Genomic DNA, 19,225 nt, shown 5'->3' on the forward strand with positions numbered 1-19,225 from the left:
GGCCCTCGGCATCGACCCTTGATCGGAACAAACAACGAACATAGGTATTATCTTCCGCCTGTGGAGCGCTCTTCCTGTGGACCTTACCCGCAAGCTCGCCATTCTCGCCGACGCCGCGAAATACGACGCCTCCTGCGCATCGAGCGGCACGGACAAGCGCCATTCGCTCGGCGCAAAGGACGGCGCAGGACGCGGGATCGGATCGACCGAAGGCGCCGGCATCTGCCACTCCTACGCGCCGGACGGCCGCTGCATCTCGCTGCTCAAGATCCTTCTGACCAACGCCTGCGCGTTCGACTGCCTCTATTGCGTCAACCGCGCCACCAGCAACACGCCGCGCGCCCGCTTCACGGTCGACGAGATCGTCCGCCTCACGCTGGACTTCTACCGCCGCAATTACATCGAAGGGCTGTTCCTGTCGTCCGGCGTCGTGCGCAGCGCCGACTACACGATGGAGCAGGTCGTGAGGGTCGCCAAATCGCTCCGGCTGGACCACGGGTTCAAAGGCTACATTCATCTCAAGACGATCCCCGACGCCTCGCCGGAGCTGATCGCCGAGGCGGGCCTCTACGCCGACCGTCTGTCGATCAACATCGAGCTGCCGAGCGAGGCCAGTCTCAAGCGGCTCGCGCCGGAGAAGGACGTCCGCGCGGTCCGCCGCACGATGGGCGCTCTGCGCGTCCGGATCGACGAGGCCAGGGCGGAAACGCGCGCGCCGCGCTTCGCCCCCGCCGGCCAGAGCACGCAGATGATCGTCGGCGCGGACGCCTCGGACGACCGCGCGATTCTCACCACCTCGGCGAACCTTTACGGCTCCTATCGGCTCAAACGCGTTTACTACTCCGCCTTTAGCCCGATCCCCCACGCGAGCGCCCGGCTGCCGCTGCAGGCGCCGCCGCTGGCGCGCGAGCACCGGCTCTATCAAGCCGACTGGCTGATGCGCTTCTATGGCTTTTCGGTCGGCGAGATCACCGAGGACGGCGGCATGCTCGATCTCGCCATCGACCCCAAGCTCGCCTGGGCCCTGCGCCACCGCGACGCGTTCCCGCTCGACGTCGACCGGGCCTCCCGCGACGAACTGATGCGCGTGCCCGGCCTCGGCAAGACGACGGTCGAGCGCATCCTGTCGTCGCGGCGCTTCCGGGCGATCCGCGTCGAGGATCTCGCGCGGCTGCGCGTGCCGCTCGGCAAGGCGCTGCCGTTTCTCAAGCTCGCGGACCATCGGCCGTCGCTCTCGGCGCTCGATTCCGAACGGCTCAGGGAACGGTTGACGCCGGCTCCGCGGCAGCTGGCGCTCGCGCTGTGAACGCCCGTCGCGTCGCCTTGGACGGGCCCGCGGACGTCGCGGGCTGGCGGGCGTCCGCCCGAGCGCTGCTCGCGGAAGGCGTCCCGCCTTCCGCCGTGATCTGGACGACCGGGGCGGAGAGCCACGATCTGTTCGCCGCCTCCGAGGCGCTGCCTCCCGTCGCAGGCCCGCCGCCCTCCGTGCCGCGGGCCTTTCTCGGGCTTGCGGAGACTGCTCTGCTGCACTCCGATCCCGAACGCTTCGGTCTGCTCTACCGGCTGCTGACCCGCGTCGCCGCCGACCGTTGGGTCCTGCAGGACATGGCCGACCCTGACGTCGCGCGCTCCAACGCGCTCGCCAAGGCCGTGCGGCGCGACAAGCACAAGATGACGGCCTTCGTGCGCTTTCGGGAGATGACGACCGAGGACGGCGCCTGCTTCGTCGCCTGGTTCGAGCCGGAGCACCACATCGTCGAGGCGACCGCGCCGTTCTTCGTGCGGCGCTTCGCGGCGATGCGCTGGTCGATCCTCACGCCCGAGCGCTCTGCGCACTGGAACGGCGGCGACCTCGTCTTCGGCGACGGCGCCTCACGGGCGGACGCCCCGGACGGCGACGCGCTCGAGACGGTCTGGCGCGCCTATTACGCCAGCATCTTCAATCCGGCCCGGCTGAAGGTCGCCGCCATGCGGGCCGAGATGCCGAAGAAGTATTGGCGCAACCTTCCGGAGGCCTCGCTCATTCGTCCCCTGATCGCGCAGGCGGCGCGCGCGACGGCGGACATGGTGGCCGCCGCGCCGCTGCCCGAGAAGAGAGCGAGCCGCCAGATGCCAAGGACCGACGCCGGCCTGCTTCCTCCCGAGGGCGTCCTCGAAGCGCTGCGCGCCGAGGCCGCCGGCTGCCGCGCCTGTCCTCTGTGGGGGCCGGCGACCCAGACTGTGTTTGGCGAAGGTCCAGCGGACGCGCGGGTGATGGTGGTCGGCGAGCAGCCCGGCGACAAGGAGGACGTCGCAGGCCGGCCTTTCGTGGGCCCGGCCGGCGCGCTGTTCGATCGCGCGGCGAAGGAGGCCGGGCTTGAGCGGCGGAAGGTCTATGTCACCAACGCCGTGAAGCATTTCAAATTCGAGCCGCGCGGAAAGTTCCGGCTGCACAAAACGCCCGGACCGACCGAGATCGCGGCGTGCCGCTCCTGGCTGGAGCGCGAGACCATGGCGCTGAAACCGCGCCTCATCGTTGCGATGGGCGCCACGGCGGCGCGCGCGGTGATGGGACGCGTCGTCAAGATCGGCGAGTCGCGCGGCGCGGTCCTGAAGCGCGATGACGGTCCGGACGTGCTCGTCACCGTCCACCCGTCCTATCTCCTCCGCATGCCCGACGAGGATCGGCAGCGGACGGAATACGCCCGCTTCGTCGACGATCTCCGTCTCGCCGCTCTGTCCCTCCGGGACCCATGAGGCTGCGCGGTCCGACGTCGCCTCCTTCGAGGCGAACCGCTTTTTAACGAACGCGGGAACGCTGGAGCGAACTCGTCGTTAGCTGTCCGAGGGCGAGGAGCTTCGGAGACCACTCATGACCGAGGAGAAGCGCGATATTCCGGCGACGTCTCGCCCCGCCGGCGGCGAAGACGCTGCGAACCACGGCGAGCGGCCGACGGCGGACGACAGACGTGCGGGCGGCGCGGCGCGGGTCCTGGTTCACTCGCGATCTCCGCTTGGGCCGTCCCTGCTTCCCACAGCGCGCCGCCGCGGCCAGCGGGCCGGACCGATCCTGGCCGTCACGACCGCCTGTGCGTTGACCGTCGCCTTCGCGGCATGGGGCCTCGGGGGCTCAAGCGACGGACGGCCGAACGACGGCGCGTCGCGCGAGATCGGGCAGGCGAAGGCGCAGGTCGCCGAGCTGGACAAAGAACGCAGACGCCGCGAGGACGCGCTCGCCGACCTCGAGAGGCGCAAGAACGCCAAGGAGAGCGAACTTGCGCAGACGTCCGACCGCGTGGAAGGCCTCGAAAAACGCCGTGCCCAACTGCAGACCGAGATCGCCGAACTGGTCGCGCCGGTCTCGCCCTCCGGCGCGGAGCGCGTTCTTGACCAGGGAGGCGCGCCCCAGACCCTCCGAGAGCTCGACGACGAGACCCTGGCCAGCGCCGCTCCTTTGAACCCCATTCCATTGCCGCCTTCCGCCCCCGCGGCGTCGAAGATCTCGGTCGACGCCGACGCGGAGTCGCCGATGGACGCGCCGCCGGAGGCCCAGCGGGACCGTCCCTCGCCGGACGGCGTGGCGCGGATCGCCCGCGCCGAGCCTGAGACGGAGACGGACGACGCGGCCGGCGCGCGCACTGAGCAGGCCATCCCGGTGGGCGGGATGCGGGTGTTCATTCATGTCCGCGCCTCCGATCCGGCCGCGCGGGACCGAGCCCGCGCCATCGCGGCCGAACTTCGCCGTCACGGCGTCGAGGTCGCGGACATTCGCGGCGTGCCTCACGCCGTTCGACGTGACGCGGTGCGATACTTCTACGACGCCGACAGGGCGTCGGCGTCGCTTCTGCAGAAGGCGGTGCGCGCCGCCTCTCCGCTCACCGACCAGACCCCGATGGCGCAGGATTTCCGACGCTACTCCGCCCCGCCGCGACAAGGCACCGTCGAACTCTGGTTGTCCTGACGCTCGGCCGTAGAGCCTCGGGATTCGCGCTCGAAACGAACCTTCGCCGGCCCGGCGTGCCAGGCGCGGCTTCGGGTCGCACCGCGTCGCACGCCCGGTATCGGCGTCCAGCTTCAGAAGAAATTGGGCGAAACCCTGCCCCTCAACTCCTTCGCAGGTGCGGAAAGAACGGGCGCGATCGGATCAACTTCGCGCTTGCGTGAGTAAGACCGCAGCACGAAAGCCATACCAATCCACCCCGTAGCGCCCGCTACTGATAACGGTTGCCCGGTGTTTTCGCGGATGTTAGAGACACCGGACGCCGTGAACTAAGTTGCTGCGAAGCAGTAGTCGTCTTCGTTCGGCTCGGGGGTCCATGAATGCCGGCCAAGAGCCGTACGACGTCTCGCCGCGCGCTCGTCACCGGGGGCGCCGGCTTTTTAGGAAGTCATATTTGTGATCGCTTGATCGCAGAGAATGCGACCGTCACTTGCATCGACAATTTGCTGACCGGAAGCGTCGACAATATTGCCGGTCTTATTCACCTTCCAAATTTCACCTTCGTTCACGGTGATGTCCGGACCGACCTTCCCGACGCCGATTTCGATGAGATTTGGAACCTGGCGAGCCCTGCTTCGCCTCCGCAATATCAGGCGGACCCGGTAGGCACCCTGCTGATCAACGTTCTCGGGATGCAGCGCGTGCTCGAGCTCGCGCGTCGCTGCAACGCACGCGTTTTTCAGGCCTCGACCAGCGAGGTCTATGGCGATCCCGAGGTGCATCCGCAGGTCGAGAGCTATCGGGGCGCCGTCAACCCGATCGGCCCCCGGGCCTGCTACGACGAGGGCAAGCGCGCCGCAGAGACGCTCTGCTTCGACTACCACCGCACCTATGGCGTCGAGATCCGCGTCGCGCGAATCTTCAACACCTATGGGCCCCGCATGGACCCGAAGGACGGACGGGTGGTGTCGAATTTCGTCGTGAACGCGCTCGCGGGCGAACCGCTGGAGCTTTATGGCGGCGGCGCGCAGACGCGGTCCTTCTGCTACCGCGACGACCTCGTCGAAGGCTTCTTCCGCTTGATGAGGCATCCGGACGCCACCGGCCCGATCAACATCGGCAACCCCTGCGAGTTCACCATCCGCGAACTCGCCGAGATCGTCATCGAAATGACCGGGACGAGCTCCAAGGTGGTGGATCGCCCGCTGCCGATCGACGATCCGCTGCAGCGCTGCCCTGACATAACCAAGGCGCGGAACTTGCTTTCCTGGGAACCTGAGGTCGCGCTCCGCGAGGGGCTGGAGCGCACGATTTCCTACTTCGCCGGTCTTCGGATCGGCGCCAACTGACGTCGGGGGACGACGGTGTGAGCATGCGAGTCCTTGTCGCTGGCGGCGCCGGCTATGTCGGCAGTCACGCCTGTAAGGCGCTGGCTGAGGCGGGCTATGAGCCGGTGACCTACGACAACCTCGTCTTCGGCCATGCGGACGCGGTGAAATGGGGTCCGCTCGAAATCGGCGACGTCCTCGACGCCGAGCGGCTTGACGAGGTCTTCACGCGGCATCGCCCCGACGTCGTCATGCACTTCGCAGCCTTCGCCTATGTCGGCGAGTCCGTGACCGATCCGTCGAAGTACTACCGCAACAACATCACCGGCTCGATCGCGCTGCTCGACGCCATGCGCCGCAACGGCGTTGACAAGATCGTGTTCTCCTCGACCTGCGCGACCTACGGGGTGCCGGAGACGCTGCCGATCTCCGAAGATACGCCTCAGGCCCCGATCAACCCTTACGGCTACACCAAGCTCGTGGTGGAACGAGCGCTCGCCGACTACGAGCGCGCCTACGGCGTCAAATGGGCGGCGATGCGCTACTTCAACGCCGCGGGATGCGACCCGGACGGCGAGCTCGGCGAGCGCCACGACCCCGAGACTCACGCCATTCCGCTCGCGATCCACGCCGCGCTCGGCTCCGGCCCGCGCTTCAGCGTCTTCGGAACCGATTACGCCACGCCCGACGGCAGCGCGATCCGAGACTATGTCCATGTCTGCGACCTCGCGACCGCCCATGTGAAGGCGATCCCGCATCTCGCGAATGGCGGCGAGAGCCGCGCCTACAATCTTGCGACCGGTCGCGGAACGAGCGTGATCGAGCTTCTGAAATCCGTCGAGAAGGCGGTCGGACGACCCGTGCCGGCCGACTACGCGCCGCGCCGCGCCGGCGATCCGCCCGCCCTATTCGCCGTCGCCGAGGCGGCGAACAGGATTCTCGACTGGTCTCCGCGCTACACCGACATCGACGAGACGGTAGCGACCGCGGCGAACTGGTTCATGCGCCGCCATAACGCCTGACGACGCCCGACAGACTGCGAAGGACGAACATCCCATGAGCGTCAAGATCACCATCATCGGCACAGGCTATGTCGGCCTCGTCAGCGGCGCATGCTTCGCAGAGCTCGGACACGACGTGATCTGCGTCGATGCGGACCAGCGGAAGATCGACATGATCGCCGAGGGCAGGATGCCGATCTACGAGCCGGCGCTCGACCAGCTGGTCGCGCGTAACGTCGAACTCGGCCGGTTGCGGTTCTCGAACTCCACCAAGGACAGCGTAAAGGGCCGCGACGCGGTGTTCATCGCGGTCGGCACGCCGTCCGACGGCGCCGGCCGCGCCGACCTGCGATTCGTGTTCGCCGCGGCGATGGAAGTCGCCAACGCGATCGACCAGTTCACCGTGATCGTGACGAAATCGACCGTCCCGGTCGGCACCAACCACCAAGTCTACTCCCGCGTCCTCGAACGGCTTGGCCACCCGGACGCCTTCGCTGTGGCCTCCAACCCGGAATTCCTGCGTGAAGGCGCGGCGATCCAGGACTTCATGGAGCCGGATCGGGTGGTGATCGGCTGCGAGAACGATCGGGCCAAGGCCGTCATGGAGCGGATCTACGCACCGCTGACGGTGAAGGGCTCCCGGCTGGTCGCCACGAACATCGAAACCGCCGAGATGATCAAATATGCGGCGAACGCCTTCCTCGCGATCAAGGTCAGCTTCATCAACGAGGTCGCCGACCTCTGCGAGGTCATCAACGCCAACGTCAACGACGTCGCGCTCGGCATCGGGCTCGACCACCGCATCGGGGCTGCCTTCCTGAAGACCGGTCCGGGTTGGGGCGGCTCCTGCTTCCCGAAGGACACCCGCGCCCTGCTGATGACGGCCCGCGACGCCGGCATGCCCGCGACCATCGTTCAGTCGGCGATCGAGGCGAATGTCAGCCGTAAGAAGTCGATGGTCGAGCGCGTCCGACGGATGTGCGGCGGCTCGGTCGCCGGCAAGAAGATCGCCGTCCTCGGCGTGACGTTCAAGGGCCAGACCGACGATATGCGGGAAAGCCCGAGCCTCGACATCCTGCCGCCGCTGGTGCTGGAGGGCGCGGTGGTCGAAGCCTACGACCCCTCGAACCCGCACGACGCCGCGGCGCTGCTGCCGGAGGTGACGATGGCGGAGTCCGCGATCGCCGCCGCGACCGACGCAGATCTCATCGTCGTGCTCACGGAATGGATGATCTTTACCACCATCGACCTAGCCGAGCTCGCCTCTGTGATGCGCACGCCGGCGCTGCTCGATCTTCGCAACCTGTTCGACCGCGGCAAGGCCGAGGCAGCGGGCTTCACCCGCTATGTGAGCCTCGGGCAGACCGGAGAGAGCATTGGAGACCTGGCGATCGCTGAACCTTCAGCCGCCATAAATCAATGAGCTGCGCAGCGATTGATCACAAGGACCGGCGCTTCGTCCGAGCCATGTGTGAATCACCTCAAGGCGTCGACCGAAACTTGTGGCGCGGGATCGTTACAATCATAGGTTCGAACGTGGGAGTTGTAAGTCGATGGCAAGGACCAGCACGTTCATGACCTCTGGTTCCGCGGAGATCGATAGCGTCACATCCGACTCAGCAGCGCCCGCCGCCGGTTCCGAAGCGGATACGGGGACTGACGCTCGCTTGCCAGTTGAGGTCGCGACCGAGAATGAAGAACATTCTCGAACTTTCGCCTTAACTGACAGCGAACTGCTTCTCAATGCGATTGATCTGGACTGGTATATTGTACAGGTCAGCCCGTCTACTCAGCGGACCATCCGCGGGGCGGATTCCCCCCTCGAGCATGCGCGCGACCATTATCTGCATACCGGCTCGCCCGCCGGACTATCGCCAATTCGGAGCTTTTCGCCCACCTATTACCGAGGGCGCTATCAGGCTGAGCTCGGGGAGCAGGAACCGCTCGTCCACTATCTGAGGAGCGCCGCTGGCGGCGCGTTTGTCCCGCACCCTCTGCTTGCGGCGGGCGCTCCGCTGGGGCTCGGCGGCGCAATGACTGAGCACGCTTCCCCGTTGTTCGACGCTAGACACTATTATAAGCGGTACCCTGATGTGCTGGCGGCCGGCGCGGACGGGCTCCTTCATTACTTCCTGCATGGCTCTGGCGAAGGGCGCCAAGCGCATCCGTTGTTCGATGCTTCGTATTATCTCGCGCAACAGCCGGATGAGGCTGCGTTCGAAGATCCCTATCTGCACTATCTCACCGTGGGATGGAGGGATGGACGCTCGCCGCATTGGCTGTTCGACGTCGCCTTCTACGCCAGTCAGTTCCCCGAATACGCGGAGCTCGGCGTAAGCCCGCTCGAACACTACGTGACGGTCGGCGCCGCCCAGCGCGCGAGGATCCACCCGTTGTTCGACGTCGACTATTACGCCGACCGCGCGGGCCTTGACGAGGACCAAGACCCGTTCGTGCATTTCGTCACAATCGGCACGGCGATGCGCATCGATCCGCATCCAATGTTCGATACCGCTTACGCCGAAAGTAAGGGCTATTCGAGCTCCGAGGGGGCGTTCCGCGCCTTTCTGCTCTCGCCCTTCTCGGGGAGCGCCATCCATCCCCTCTTCGACGTCACGCATTACGTCGAAGTGGTGACGCGGGACAACCGAACGCTGACGAATCCGCTGACCGACTATCTCACCGTCGGGATGCGCAAAGGCCTCTCGCCGCACGTTCTCTTCGACCACGAGCACTACGCGGAGCAGCTGCCCGAAGACGAGCGGCCGCGGGCGGGCCTGCTGCACTATCTGACGGAGGGCTGGCGAAGCGGGCTCTCGCCGCATCCCCTGTTCGATCCGCAGTGTTACTGTCGCTTCGCCCCCCGCCCGAAACGGTCCGTAAGCCCGCTGGTCGAATACGTCACGGAACCGTTCGGCAAGCGTCCCCACGCTTTGTTCGACGAAAACCACTACCGCTACGCGTCTGGCCTCTCCGGCGCGACGCCGGGTCTGCAGGCCTATCTGAACGCCCCAAACGTCGCCGACCTGTCGACGCACCCCCTGTTCGATCCGGGCTTCTACGTTTGGAACGTCGGGGACAAGCTCGGGAAACTGCGCTTCTGGCGCCGCGAGTCGGACCTGAAACGCCTGCTGAGGGATCTCGACTCGCAGGCGGCCGCAAAATGCCCCCTCCTGCACTACGCCACGATCGGCTGGAAGTTCGGCATATCGACGTCGCGCTCATTCGATGCGGAGTTTTACGCGCGCGGGGCCGGGCTGGGCAAAAACGTCGATCTCCTGCGGCATTACCTCGTCGACGGCGGAATGACGAAACACTCGCCGCATCCCGCGATCGATCTCGAATACTACAAGACGCAGGCCATCGGCTTCGATCCGTCGCGCGTGCCGGTTTACGCGCACCTGATCAGCCAGCCGAAGGGCCGGCGCCCGCAGTCGTTTCGGATGCTGGACGTCAATTTCTACCAAAGCAACAACCGCGACATCGCTCAGTATAACCTCTGCGGCATCGATCATTTCATAACGTTCGGCATGCGTGAGGGACGGCCGCCAAACGCCTTCTTCTCTTCGGCGCATATCAATCAACGTTACGCCGACAATCTGATGTACGATCAGACCGCGATGTGGGAGTATTGCGCGCGCAACAACGGCGATCGTCGCCCAAAAGTGCTGTTCGTCGGGCATGACGCGACGCGTACCGGCGCGCCGCTGATTCTTCTCAGAATCATAGAAGGCCTGACCGACGCCTATGATCTGGACGCGTATTGCATCCTCGGGTCGGGCGGCGAGTTGTTCAACGAGTTCAGGGCCTCGAGCCACTGCTACGTCATGAAGCACGGCCTGGACCGGCCGTTCCTGGACGGAGGGGCCCGAACGCCGGAATGGCAGGCCGAGCTGCAGTCCGCCCTGGCCTGCTTCGGTCCTGGCGGACCGGATCTCGTCGTCTGCAACACCGCGGAAACCCGCGCCTTCATGGACTGTTTTGCAAAGCTCGGCCTGCCGGTCGTGAGCTTGGTTCACGAACAGGCGGACTTCTTTGATTCCGCGCAGTTCGGGCTGATCTACGAGAGCAGCGCCGTCACGATTTTTCCCTCGGAATACACGCGTAGCCGCGCGGCGCAGAAGACGCCGTTCGGCGATCGCCCGGTGGCGGTCCGCGGCCAGGGGTTGCTTGATCCCGGTTTCGGCTCGTTGAGCCGCGGCGTCGCGCGTGCGACCGCGCTTGAAGAGTTGCGACTTCCTCCGGACGCCCGCCTCGTTGTCGGCTGCGGCGTCCCGGACACCCGCAAGGGCATCGACCTGTTCGTCGAGACTGCGAGCCGCGTGTTCAGCGATCCGCGCAGCGGCGACATGCCGTTCTATTTTATCTGGATCGGCGGTCATCCCGGCCACTCGGAAACCAACAGCTGGGCGCGTCGCCGGATCGAGCAACTTGGGCTTGCGGCGAAAGTCCGCTTCGTCGGACCAAAGGCCGATCCCGAGCCGTATTATCGAGCGTCCGATCTGTTCCTCATGACGTCTCGCATGGACCCGTTCCCCTGCGTGATCCATGAGGCGATGGCCTGCGGCCTGCCGGTCATCGCGTTCGAGGGGTGCAGCGGGGCTCCCGAAGCTTTCGGAGCATCCGGCGTCGTCGTTCCGGCCGAAGACACGCAAGCCATGGCGGAGACGGCGATCGCTCTGCTGTCGGACGCCGGCCGCCTCAAAAGCTTGGGCGATCAAGCCAAGGCCATCGTCGCCGAGAAATGGCGCTACGTGGACTATGTCAGGGATCTGGCCGACCTGATCGCCGTCCATGTCGGCCTGCGCTTCGAGCCCCGCGTCGACCCGGCCGCCGCGGTCGTCCCGACCGCGCCGGCGATCGCGGGATCGGCGGCGAGGAAGACGGTGTATTTCTCGTCTCCGGACTGGGGCATCAGCGGCGTCAACACGTTCACGGCCAACCTGATCGAGGGCCTCAACGAACGAGGCTTCGACGCGCGCCTGCTGTTCACCAATGGCCGGTTCTCGTTCCTGCCGCCGACCGAGATGATGCCGAACCTTCCCGTGACTTTCCTGCCGGTCGAACGGCATCATTTCACGGACATCTGGTCGTCTTTGACAAAGCTCCTGCGCGCGCAGCGGCCGTGCATCTACGTCCCGAACTATGATTATATTGGATCCGCGGTGTCGCCGATCGTGCACCCGAACGTCGGCATCGTCGGCATCGCGCATAGCGACGACGTCGAGCATTACGAGCACGTCGACCGGCTCGGACGGTACTGGGACCGGATCATCTCCGTCTCGCATTTCATCGAGCGCGAGATCGGCGAGCTCAATCCTGCGTTCTCGGCGAAGACGGTGAACATTTATTACGGCGTGCCGTTCGACGAGGCGGCGGCGCGGCGGCGCGTGGACGCGCGCTCCTACGATCCCGGGCTGCCTCTGGTGATGACCTATTCCGGCCGGATGGTCACTCAGCAGAAGAACGTTCACGCCTTTATCGAACTCGCGGAACGGCTGCAGAACGAACGTGTGCCGTTCGTGCTGAACCTGCTTGGCGACGGCGATCAGTACGATCATCTGCGTTGGAAGCTCGGAGGCTTCGTCGACGCCGGCGTGGTCCGCATGCCCGGCCGCGTCACCCCGGAGGACGTCGACCGCGCGCTCGACGAGTCCGACGCCTTTGTCCTGCTGTCGGATTTCGAGGGCCTTCCCCTGTCCATGTTGGAAGCTATGGCGAAGGGCGTCATACCGGTCATCCGCGACATGAAGAGCGGCATCCCCGAGGTCATCACATCGGGGACAAACGGCTTCATCACCGCGCGGCACGATATCGGCGCTATGGTCGAGGTCCTTCGCGACCTCCAGGCGAACCCGGAGCAACGGCGCGCCCTCGGCCATGCGGTCATCGACAGCTTCATCGCTCACAGATTGAGCCAGTCGGCGATGTCCGACGCGTATGCCGAGGTGTTCGAGGGTGTGTTCGAGGAGCTGAAAGACCGGCCGAAGCCGAGGGCCAAGCCGCTGGCCCACAACGCGCCTATCTACGGCGTTGCGGCGCCGCCGTTCCTCTATCGGAAGGACTGAACGGCGTCTGTTGACGTGGCGCCGCGCCGGAGCGCGTCGCCCGAGGTTCGGACGGCAGGGCGCCTGCTTCAGCGACGATTTGTTGGCGCAGGCGACGCCCTCCGGCGCCCGCTTATGAAGACGGCGCTCCGCCCGGCAAGCGCCGATCTCCGCTCTCATCATGCCCCGATCGTTTGGCGCAGCTTGGCACGGCGCCGGCCGCAACCAGGCATGTCCTTACTGTCGGCAGGTGGAGCGGGTTTTCAGCCGACCGCCGTCCTCAGCGCGCGCTGCGGTCGGTAGATTGCCAGAGCGGGCCCGCTTGGGTCAGGCGCATCGGTCCAACAGGACTGCTCAGAATATGAGCGGCCCCCACAATTCTGCAGGCTTAGCGCCGGCGCCCGCCGCCGCGGGTCACGAGCAATAGACGGGATCGAAGTGCAGCCATGCCCCACGGATCTTCGTCGCGGAGTCTGGAACAGACACGGTCACGTCGACGCAAATCGGCTCTGCGCTGCCCGTGGGCAAAGCTGCGGCGAGCATCTTCGGCTGGTCGTCCTGAAAGACGACGCTCTTCGATTCCAGCACATCGCCATTCGCGCCGCGGACGACGATTTTCAGAAGGATGTCGTCCGAGGCTTCGGAGCACCGCTTGACGGCCGGAAACACGACGCGACGGTGGCCGTCCGGCTGCAGCCCTTCGAAGGACAACGTCGTGGCGACGTTGCCGACCGGATTCGCGTGCAGCACGAACGGCTTGAGCCAGGGCGAGCCTTCCAGCCGCGACCAGGCGTTGAATCCCGTGAGGCGGATATCCCCGCCCTGCATCGCCAGATTGTTGGCGCCGCCCACGTTCCTGCGGGCGGCGACCGCCAGGAAATCGTCCGCGAGCGCTTCGCTGGTCCGCCGGATGATGCTTTCTGCAGCCGTCACGACCTCGGCCTTGAGCATTTTCTGCCAGCGGATCGCCAAGCAGTCGAGAGCAGCCCGGATGCTTTCTTCCTTGGTCGAAAACAGCCGGATGGCGCCGATGTTGGGGCGTATCCCGCCGTCGATTATCTGGGTGACCTTGTCGCCCGGCCATCCCTCATACAGGTAGTGCGGGCCGTAGCACGGAAACTGCTTTGATAGGAACGGCAAGTTGATGTCGTGCAACGCGACCCATGAGCCGGGCGCGGTCGTCTCGATCACCGAAAGCAGGTCGATGGTGGGCCAGGGATGGTCGTGGTTGGCGTCGACGAATGCGAAGTCGAACTTCTGGCCACGCACGACCGACGGGATATCCTGCGAGGAGACGCCAAGGTTGAGCGTAAGATTGCTCGGCAGCTTGCCGAAGCGTTCCTTAACGAACGCGCCGCACTCGATGTCATGCTTGGCGTAGAAGTAAGGCAGGGCGTCATAAGAGTGCAGGTGGCTCTTGCCCCGGCCGTAGCTCTCGATCAGCGACGAGAGGAAGGCCGTCGAGGTGCCGGACGCAACGCCGATCTCAAGCAAGGATTTGGGGCGCTCGCGCGTAATCAAGTCATACAAGAAGCTCGCATCGAAAGGCGATATCGCACCCGTCGCCCAATCAGGTTTCTTGTAATTTTGAGCTATGAACTCTTTGGCTGCGGCGCTGATCGGCAGTGCGTCCATTGAGTAGGCCTTCCAGAAGACTCCGTCGCCACGCCGACGGCTACTCGACGGATCACCAGCCTCGCAGCGCGCTGTCCGCGAGGCCAAACTGATACGATCCGCAGACGGCCGTCAACCGAAGTCCCTGCGGGAAATAGGCGCGCCGCGGCGTCGTCGGCCAACACCGCGCGGTCTGGATTGGCCATGTTGACAACGTCTGGCGCCGTTCTGCACAAGGACCGGCCAATTTCGGCCTCCCGGCCGGCACGACCGTTCGACAAGGGTGACGCTTTGCATGCCCGACAGTAAAAAACTGGTCCTGATCGCTTCGCAACGGAGTGGCACCCACGCATTCGGCTCTGTTCTCGCCCGCAATGGATACCTCAACTTCGATGAGGTGTTTCATCCGAACGACGCCATACAGGAGCCTCAGAAGAGTGCTCAGTTCAAGACGTTCTTGAATAGCGACGGCACAAAAGCTATCGAGATGCTGTACGAGCCCGAGACCCTGACGCGTCGGTATTTTACTCATTTAGATCAATTCGCTGACGGGGCACCCTTCTACATAGACGTAAAATATAACAGCCTATATTATCTTAATCATGTTTTCTATGACGGCTTCAGCGCGCCGCGCCTCATCGCCGATTTTCGCGCAGCGGGCTTCAGTTTTATCCATGTCGTCCGCCGCAACGCTTTCGAGCGGCACCTGTCAGCGGTCATCGCGAGCGCCACGAAACAATGGCACTTTGACGCCAACAAAATCGACAAGTCGGACGTCAAATCGGTTCGGCTCGAGATCGATCCCGGTCAATGCGTGTTCGCGGTTCGTCAGCACATGGCCGCGGTGCAGCGCGTCGAGGGCTGGCTTTCGCAAGTGCCCGCGAAGACCACGGTGTATTATGAGGACATGTTTGCGGACGACCATCTTGTGCAGGCTGTGGTCCGGCAGCTGAGATCGACGCTCGGCGTCACTCTCGAGGCCACCGAAACCGAGTATTTCAAGCCTGACAGGTCGATCTCGGACGTCGTGACCAATTACGGCGCGGTGCGAAAGGCGATGGCTGACGCGGGGTTCGCCTGGATGACGCCCTGAGGCGAGCCGACGCTTTCGCGTCCGCTCCCGCGAGATCCACCGGCTGATCGGCGGCGCCCCGCCATGGGCGGGCCCGCGGCCCGGACCGCACTGGGACAAAAGCAATCCCCGTAAAATCGGCCGGCGTGCGTCTTCGGTCTCGCCGCGACGGCGGAGCCTCACGCTTGGGCTCGGGAGCGCGATGTGGCGACGCGGGCGGCTTGACGGACGCGGCTTATGCAGCAAACTTGCTTGGTCAATCTGATGAGTACGTTAGGCGGTATATCAATGCTCGCAGAGGTGCTGCATAGCTTCGCCCCGGAGATCCAACTATTTGAAGGTCAGATTATAGTCGGCCTCGAGGGGCATCTTTTCTTGGCCGGCGGCGCCCATGCCCCCTTTCTATACAAGCTGAGACAACTGGACGTCGAACAATCGTCGATCGATGATTTCGGCAGGAACATAGTTTCCCGGAACGACTACCTGAAAGAGCGGTCAATTCCCTATGTTCATGCGATCGCGCCGGATAAGGAGTCGGTTCTGGCGCATCTCTTGCCAGCGCCGCTGCCCCTGCAGTCGCTGATTGACGTCTATAAGCAGAGGACAACGGTCGAGTTCCTCGACTTGCGGCCGGACAAAGCGCTCGGAGATCATTTTCTCGCAACCGATACTCACTGGTCCGTGAAGGGTCAGCTCGACGCCGTCATTCGTACCTGCCGGGCGCTCGGCGTTCCGGAAGACGATCTGACCAAGGCGCGGACCGACGCCGCCGCCGCGACCTCGGCGTCTTCCGCGAAATATGCCGGCGATCTCGGCTCACGGTTCACCCCCAAACTCACGGAGACACGCGATCAGATCAATCTGACGTGGCTGACATCCGCGTCAGACAACAATGTCCGGTTGGGCTGGAACAATGGGGCAGTCTATCTCTATCGAAGCAATCGCGGCCGAGGCCGTCGGCTTTTAATCTTTGGCGACTCGTTTTTTAGATTAGCGGCGCCTTTATTTAATTTAGTGTTCGACACAGTTATGTTTTGTCGTACCGAATTCTTTCACAAAGAAATGGTCGACATGTTCAAGCCGACTCATGTCGTGACTCAGCAGGTCGAGCGCTATCTCTCCAGCGTCAAGCCGGATTCAAGCGCGCCGATATTCTTGCTTATTCCGTTCTTGAGCGACGTCGAATTCGATCCTACGCCGTTCTTCTGGAGGGATATGAATTCCGCGCTTTCCTACAACGGCATCTCCGAACCGCCGCTTTTCGAGCAGGCCTCAAAAGCGAACACCGCAGCCCCTCTTCCGGCGAAAGCAGCAAACATGACACGTCCTGTTTTTTCTTATAGCAACGTGCCTAATAAAAGCGGCTCCGCCTTTACTGTCCGAGCACGCAAGGTACAGTCCGTCATGGTGGAGGGCGAACTCTTTCCCGTGCCGCCGCCCGATATCATGCAGTATGGAGAGAGCCCGGAATCTCATTTGCAGTCTGGGAAACGGGACTACGATATTATTCGAGGCTTTATTGAACGACACGACGTGACGCGCACGCGTTTGCTTGATTTTTCATGCTCGAACAGTCGGGTGCTCCGCTGGTTCGAGCGGGACGCCAGCGTGAAAGAGGCCTGGGGCGTCGACATCGACGCGCGTCGCATCGGCTGGTGCCTGGGGAACATCACAGGCCCGAAGTTCCATTTCGCCACCTTGACCACCGCGCCGCATTTGCCGTTCAGCGACGCCAGTCTTGATTTCCTTACCGCGCTGTCCGTCTTCACGCATCTGGACGACACGTGGACGGGCTGGCTGGCGGAGATCAGGCGCGTGTTGCGGATCGGCGGACACGCCCTCCTTACCCTGAATGACGAGGAGTGCTCCAAAGGGTGCCTCAAGCGCAATGATATGGTCGGCAAGATCTTGACGAAGACGCCCGAGTTCGGTGAGTTCATGTCGCCGAATGGACTGTATTCTTTTTATGTCGTAAACGACGTTCTGTTTACGGCGATCAGTAGAAAGGTGTTCGAGCGCGTAATCACGCCGTTCTTCGAGATCAAGGAAGTGTCCGAGATCATGGGCGGGCAATCGGGCTACCTGATCAAGCGGGTTGAGTGATCATAAGAGCAGACGGCGCACGGGCCGTCATTCCGCCGCACCGGAGTTTTCGCTCGCAAGCACCCTGGCGATAGCGCCGCCGGCATGGGCCGACGTCGCGTAGAGCGTCGCCCCTTCGGCGCCGGCGACCGTCTGGCCGGAAATCGTGACGGTCCCACAGTTGATCAGGCCGATGGTCGCGCGTTCGGCGAAGCCGAGCGCCGAAAGCTCGCCGCCTGGGGCGAGCTTCGCGACGTTGTCGACCCGGTTGCCGCGTATCGCCACCTCCCGCGCGCCGGCGACGAGGATCGCCTGATTGAGACTGTCGCGAATCGTGTTGTTCTCGATCCGGACATGTCCGAGCGGCGTGTTGAGCGCGGCCTTCTGACTGTCCAACGTCGACGAGGCGAACACCCTGATCGCGGCGGGATAGAAGCCCTGCCGACACGCTCCGCGGATGTCGTTGTCGGAAATCTCGATCTCGTCCGTGACGAAGGCCGAGGCCAACTGCTGGCCCTTGGTCGGCTGCAGCAGGATGCCTTCGTCCGAGGTGTTCTCGATCGTCAGTCGACGATAGCGCCCCCCGGCGCCGGTGTAGACGGCGCGTCCGCGTATGTTGCGGATGCGAAGGTCCGAAACGTCGGCGACGGGCTGGAAGTCAGGCATGGTCGCGACGCACCCCGTCATGTCCGACGGCAATTCCCCCGACGACAGGGTGACGTCGATGTCGCGGAGAAAGCCTGGCTGGTGCGGGCCGATGCGGTCGAGCCGGCCTCTCGCCTTCTCGACGTAGGCGGCGTCGTAGAGCACGAAGCGCGAGCCCGCGGGAGGGACGCCGTAGAAGAAGCCGGTGCTGTAGGCGCGAAACGAGGCCGGACCCAGACGCGTCATGCGGGCGAGCGCGCTGCCGGTGACGGCGACGGCGTCATCCCCCGTTCCGACCATTTCGCACCCGCGCACGGTGATCTCGCCTCCGCAGTCGAACGCCTCCGCGCCCCCGCGCATGCATGACACGACGGCCCCCGAGCCCGGGCGCGGCGCGATGCGGTTGTCGATGAAGGCGATGTTCCGCGAGAGCGTGTTGAGCGCGAAGCTCTCGCCGGAGGCATAGCAGTCGAAACCCGCGATGCGCACGGGGTCGCAGCCGATCGTGTTGAACCAGGCGGGCCCGTCCTTGGAGCCTTTCGCGGCGACGAAGGTCCCGACCGCGGCCCGAATCTTCAGCTGCGACATCTCCCAGGGCGTGAAGCCCGAGATGCGATAGAGTCCGGGCTCGATCTCGGCCATCGGCGCTGGCCCCGGCGTCGCCGCGTAACTGCTGCGCAGGAAGGCGATCGAGAGCGGATAGCGCTCGTCGCGCTGCGCATCGTGGTCCGAAAACTGCGTGATTTCGAAGATTTCGTCGAAGCTCGGCAGCGTTGCGTGGCCGGGGTCGAGGCGGATGTCGATCGTCGAGTCGCCGATCGCCTCGACGGCGCCCTGGAGGAAGGGCGGGTTCACATAGTCGAGCTTGGCGCCGCTCCCCAGGAATGTCGCTTTTCCGCCCACGACCAGAAACATCGACGCCCACTGCGTCCAGTCGGCGCCGCCCTGAAGCAACTCCACGCCGGAGAGGTCGACGATCACCTCCTTCACCGCCGGATCGTTGAACACGAAGCAGAAGCGCTGGTTGATCCAGGTCGACCCGCTAGTGTGTGGATTGTAGCCCGTCACGCCGTCCCAATGGATCAGATAACGGCCGGGACTGGGCTTGAGATGCGCCGTCCCGCCATTGACCCGGGCCCGGCGAATGGCCTCGCGGACGGCCGCGGCGAAGGCGGCGAAGCTGTCGATCTGCCCCGAGGGGTCGGCGTCGAAGGGCGACGCCGCAGGGTCGACCGGTCCAAAAAGCGGCGTGTCGGCCGGCGCGCCGGGTCGCGACCTCGGCGGGAGCGGATCGGCGAACGCCCTGCCCCCGGCGACGATCGCCGCGCCGACGCATCCCAGCAGAACTTGCCGCCGATCGATGCGCAAAATACTCACGTCCCGTCCCGAACAAACCGCAGAGGCCGTCGCGACGGCCGCCCGAGCCCAGTCCTTCGGTTTCCGCACGCCCCCTGGTCTCGATCGACGCTACCGCACCTCAATCGCAGGCGGAAGCCCGCCGTCGATCAACGTTCTGG

The 19,225-nt window shown here is 64.6% G+C and carries 11 protein-coding genes; 9 read left to right on the forward strand and 2 right to left on the reverse strand.

What is annotated here, in order from left to right; translation table 11 throughout:
• The first annotated feature begins 76 nt into the window (after positions 1–76).
• The 7 genes from ACO2RJ_RS16940 to ACO2RJ_RS16970 all read left to right on the forward strand — a co-directional run bounded on the left by ACO2RJ_RS16940 (position 77) and on the right by ACO2RJ_RS16970 (position 12,316).
• On the forward strand, positions 77–1,306 hold the full coding sequence (locus ACO2RJ_RS16940; protein ID WP_423269297.1) for a putative DNA modification/repair radical SAM protein: 1,230 nt from the start codon (positions 77–79) through the stop codon (positions 1,304–1,306).
• Complete coding sequence (locus ACO2RJ_RS16945; RefSeq protein WP_423269298.1) at positions 1,303–2,736, forward strand: UdgX family uracil-DNA binding protein; 1,434 nt, start codon at positions 1,303–1,305, stop codon at positions 2,734–2,736. The genes ACO2RJ_RS16940 and ACO2RJ_RS16945 overlap by 4 nt, the downstream gene beginning before the upstream one ends.
• A 337-nt stretch (positions 2,737–3,073) precedes the next feature.
• On the forward strand, positions 3,074–3,940 hold the full coding sequence (locus tag ACO2RJ_RS16950) for a hypothetical protein (RefSeq protein ID WP_423269299.1): 867 nt from the start codon (positions 3,074–3,076) through the stop codon (positions 3,938–3,940).
• Positions 3,941–4,299: 359 nt separating this feature from the next.
• A complete protein-coding gene (locus ACO2RJ_RS16955; protein ID WP_423269300.1) occupies positions 4,300–5,268 on the forward strand; it encodes a UDP-glucuronic acid decarboxylase family protein in 969 nt (322 codons plus the stop codon).
• Between the two features lie 23 nt (positions 5,269–5,291).
• Positions 5,292–6,269, forward strand: a complete 978-nt coding sequence (gene galE, locus ACO2RJ_RS16960; protein ID WP_423269301.1) for a UDP-glucose 4-epimerase GalE — start codon at positions 5,292–5,294, stop codon at positions 6,267–6,269.
• Positions 6,270–6,303: 34 nt separating this feature from the next.
• On the forward strand, positions 6,304–7,671 hold the full coding sequence (locus tag ACO2RJ_RS16965; RefSeq protein WP_423269302.1) for a UDP-glucose dehydrogenase family protein: 1,368 nt from the start codon (positions 6,304–6,306) through the stop codon (positions 7,669–7,671).
• A gap of 151 nt (positions 7,672–7,822) precedes the next feature.
• Positions 7,823–12,316 carry a glycosyltransferase family 4 protein gene (locus ACO2RJ_RS16970; protein WP_423269303.1) on the forward strand — a complete coding sequence of 1,498 codons (4,494 nt, stop codon included), beginning with the start codon at positions 7,823–7,825 and terminating at the stop codon, positions 12,314–12,316.
• Positions 12,317–12,709: 393 nt separating this feature from the next.
• Here the strand turns inward: ACO2RJ_RS16970 and ACO2RJ_RS16975 are convergent, their stop codons facing one another.
• Positions 12,710–13,930: a class I SAM-dependent methyltransferase gene (locus ACO2RJ_RS16975; RefSeq protein WP_423269304.1), complete on the reverse strand. Its 1,221-nt coding sequence runs from the start codon at positions 13,928–13,930 to the stop codon at positions 12,710–12,712.
• Between the two features lie 274 nt (positions 13,931–14,204).
• Here ACO2RJ_RS16975 and ACO2RJ_RS16980 point away from each other — a divergent pair, with 274 nt between their 5' ends.
• Entirely contained in the window at positions 14,205–15,002 is a 798-nt protein-coding gene (locus tag ACO2RJ_RS16980) for a hypothetical protein (RefSeq protein WP_423269305.1), read from the forward strand.
• Between the two features lie 267 nt (positions 15,003–15,269).
• Positions 15,270–17,084 (forward strand): methyltransferase domain-containing protein, encoded by a 1,815-nt coding sequence (locus ACO2RJ_RS16985; protein ID WP_423269306.1) that lies wholly within the window; start codon positions 15,270–15,272, stop codon positions 17,082–17,084.
• A 27-nt stretch (positions 17,085–17,111) separates the two neighbouring features.
• Here ACO2RJ_RS16985 and ACO2RJ_RS16990 read toward each other — a convergent pair whose 3' ends face one another.
• The gene (locus ACO2RJ_RS16990; RefSeq protein ID WP_423269307.1) at positions 17,112–19,085 is read right to left on the reverse strand and encodes a right-handed parallel beta-helix repeat-containing protein; all 1,974 of its coding nucleotides are present in this window, start codon (positions 19,083–19,085) and stop codon (positions 17,112–17,114) included.
• Between the last annotated feature and the right edge of the window lie 140 nt (positions 19,086–19,225).

It is taken from the genome of Hansschlegelia sp. KR7-227, from assembly GCF_049446035.1.
GTDB lineage: Bacteria > Pseudomonadota > Alphaproteobacteria > Rhizobiales > Methylopilaceae > Methylopila.

Excerpts from the sequence above, each read along its gene's own strand:
- ACO2RJ_RS16980 (WP_423269305.1), top strand. The coding sequence starts at position 14,205 with ATGCCCGACAGTAAAAAACTGGTCCTGATCGCTTCGCAACGGAGTGGC.
- ACO2RJ_RS16975 (WP_423269304.1), bottom strand. The coding sequence starts at position 13,930 with ATGGACGCACTGCCGATCAGCGCCGCAGCCAAAGAGTTCATAGCTCAA.
- ACO2RJ_RS16965 (WP_423269302.1), top strand. The coding sequence starts at position 6,304 with ATGAGCGTCAAGATCACCATCATCGGCACAGGCTATGTCGGCCTCGTC.
- ACO2RJ_RS16985 (WP_423269306.1), top strand. The coding sequence starts at position 15,270 with ATGCTCGCAGAGGTGCTGCATAGCTTCGCCCCGGAGATCCAACTATTT.
- galE (WP_423269301.1), top strand. The coding sequence starts at position 5,292 with ATGCGAGTCCTTGTCGCTGGCGGCGCCGGCTATGTCGGCAGTCACGCC.
- ACO2RJ_RS16970 (WP_423269303.1), top strand. The coding sequence starts at position 7,823 with ATGACCTCTGGTTCCGCGGAGATCGATAGCGTCACATCCGACTCAGCA.
- ACO2RJ_RS16955 (WP_423269300.1), top strand. The coding sequence starts at position 4,300 with ATGCCGGCCAAGAGCCGTACGACGTCTCGCCGCGCGCTCGTCACCGGG.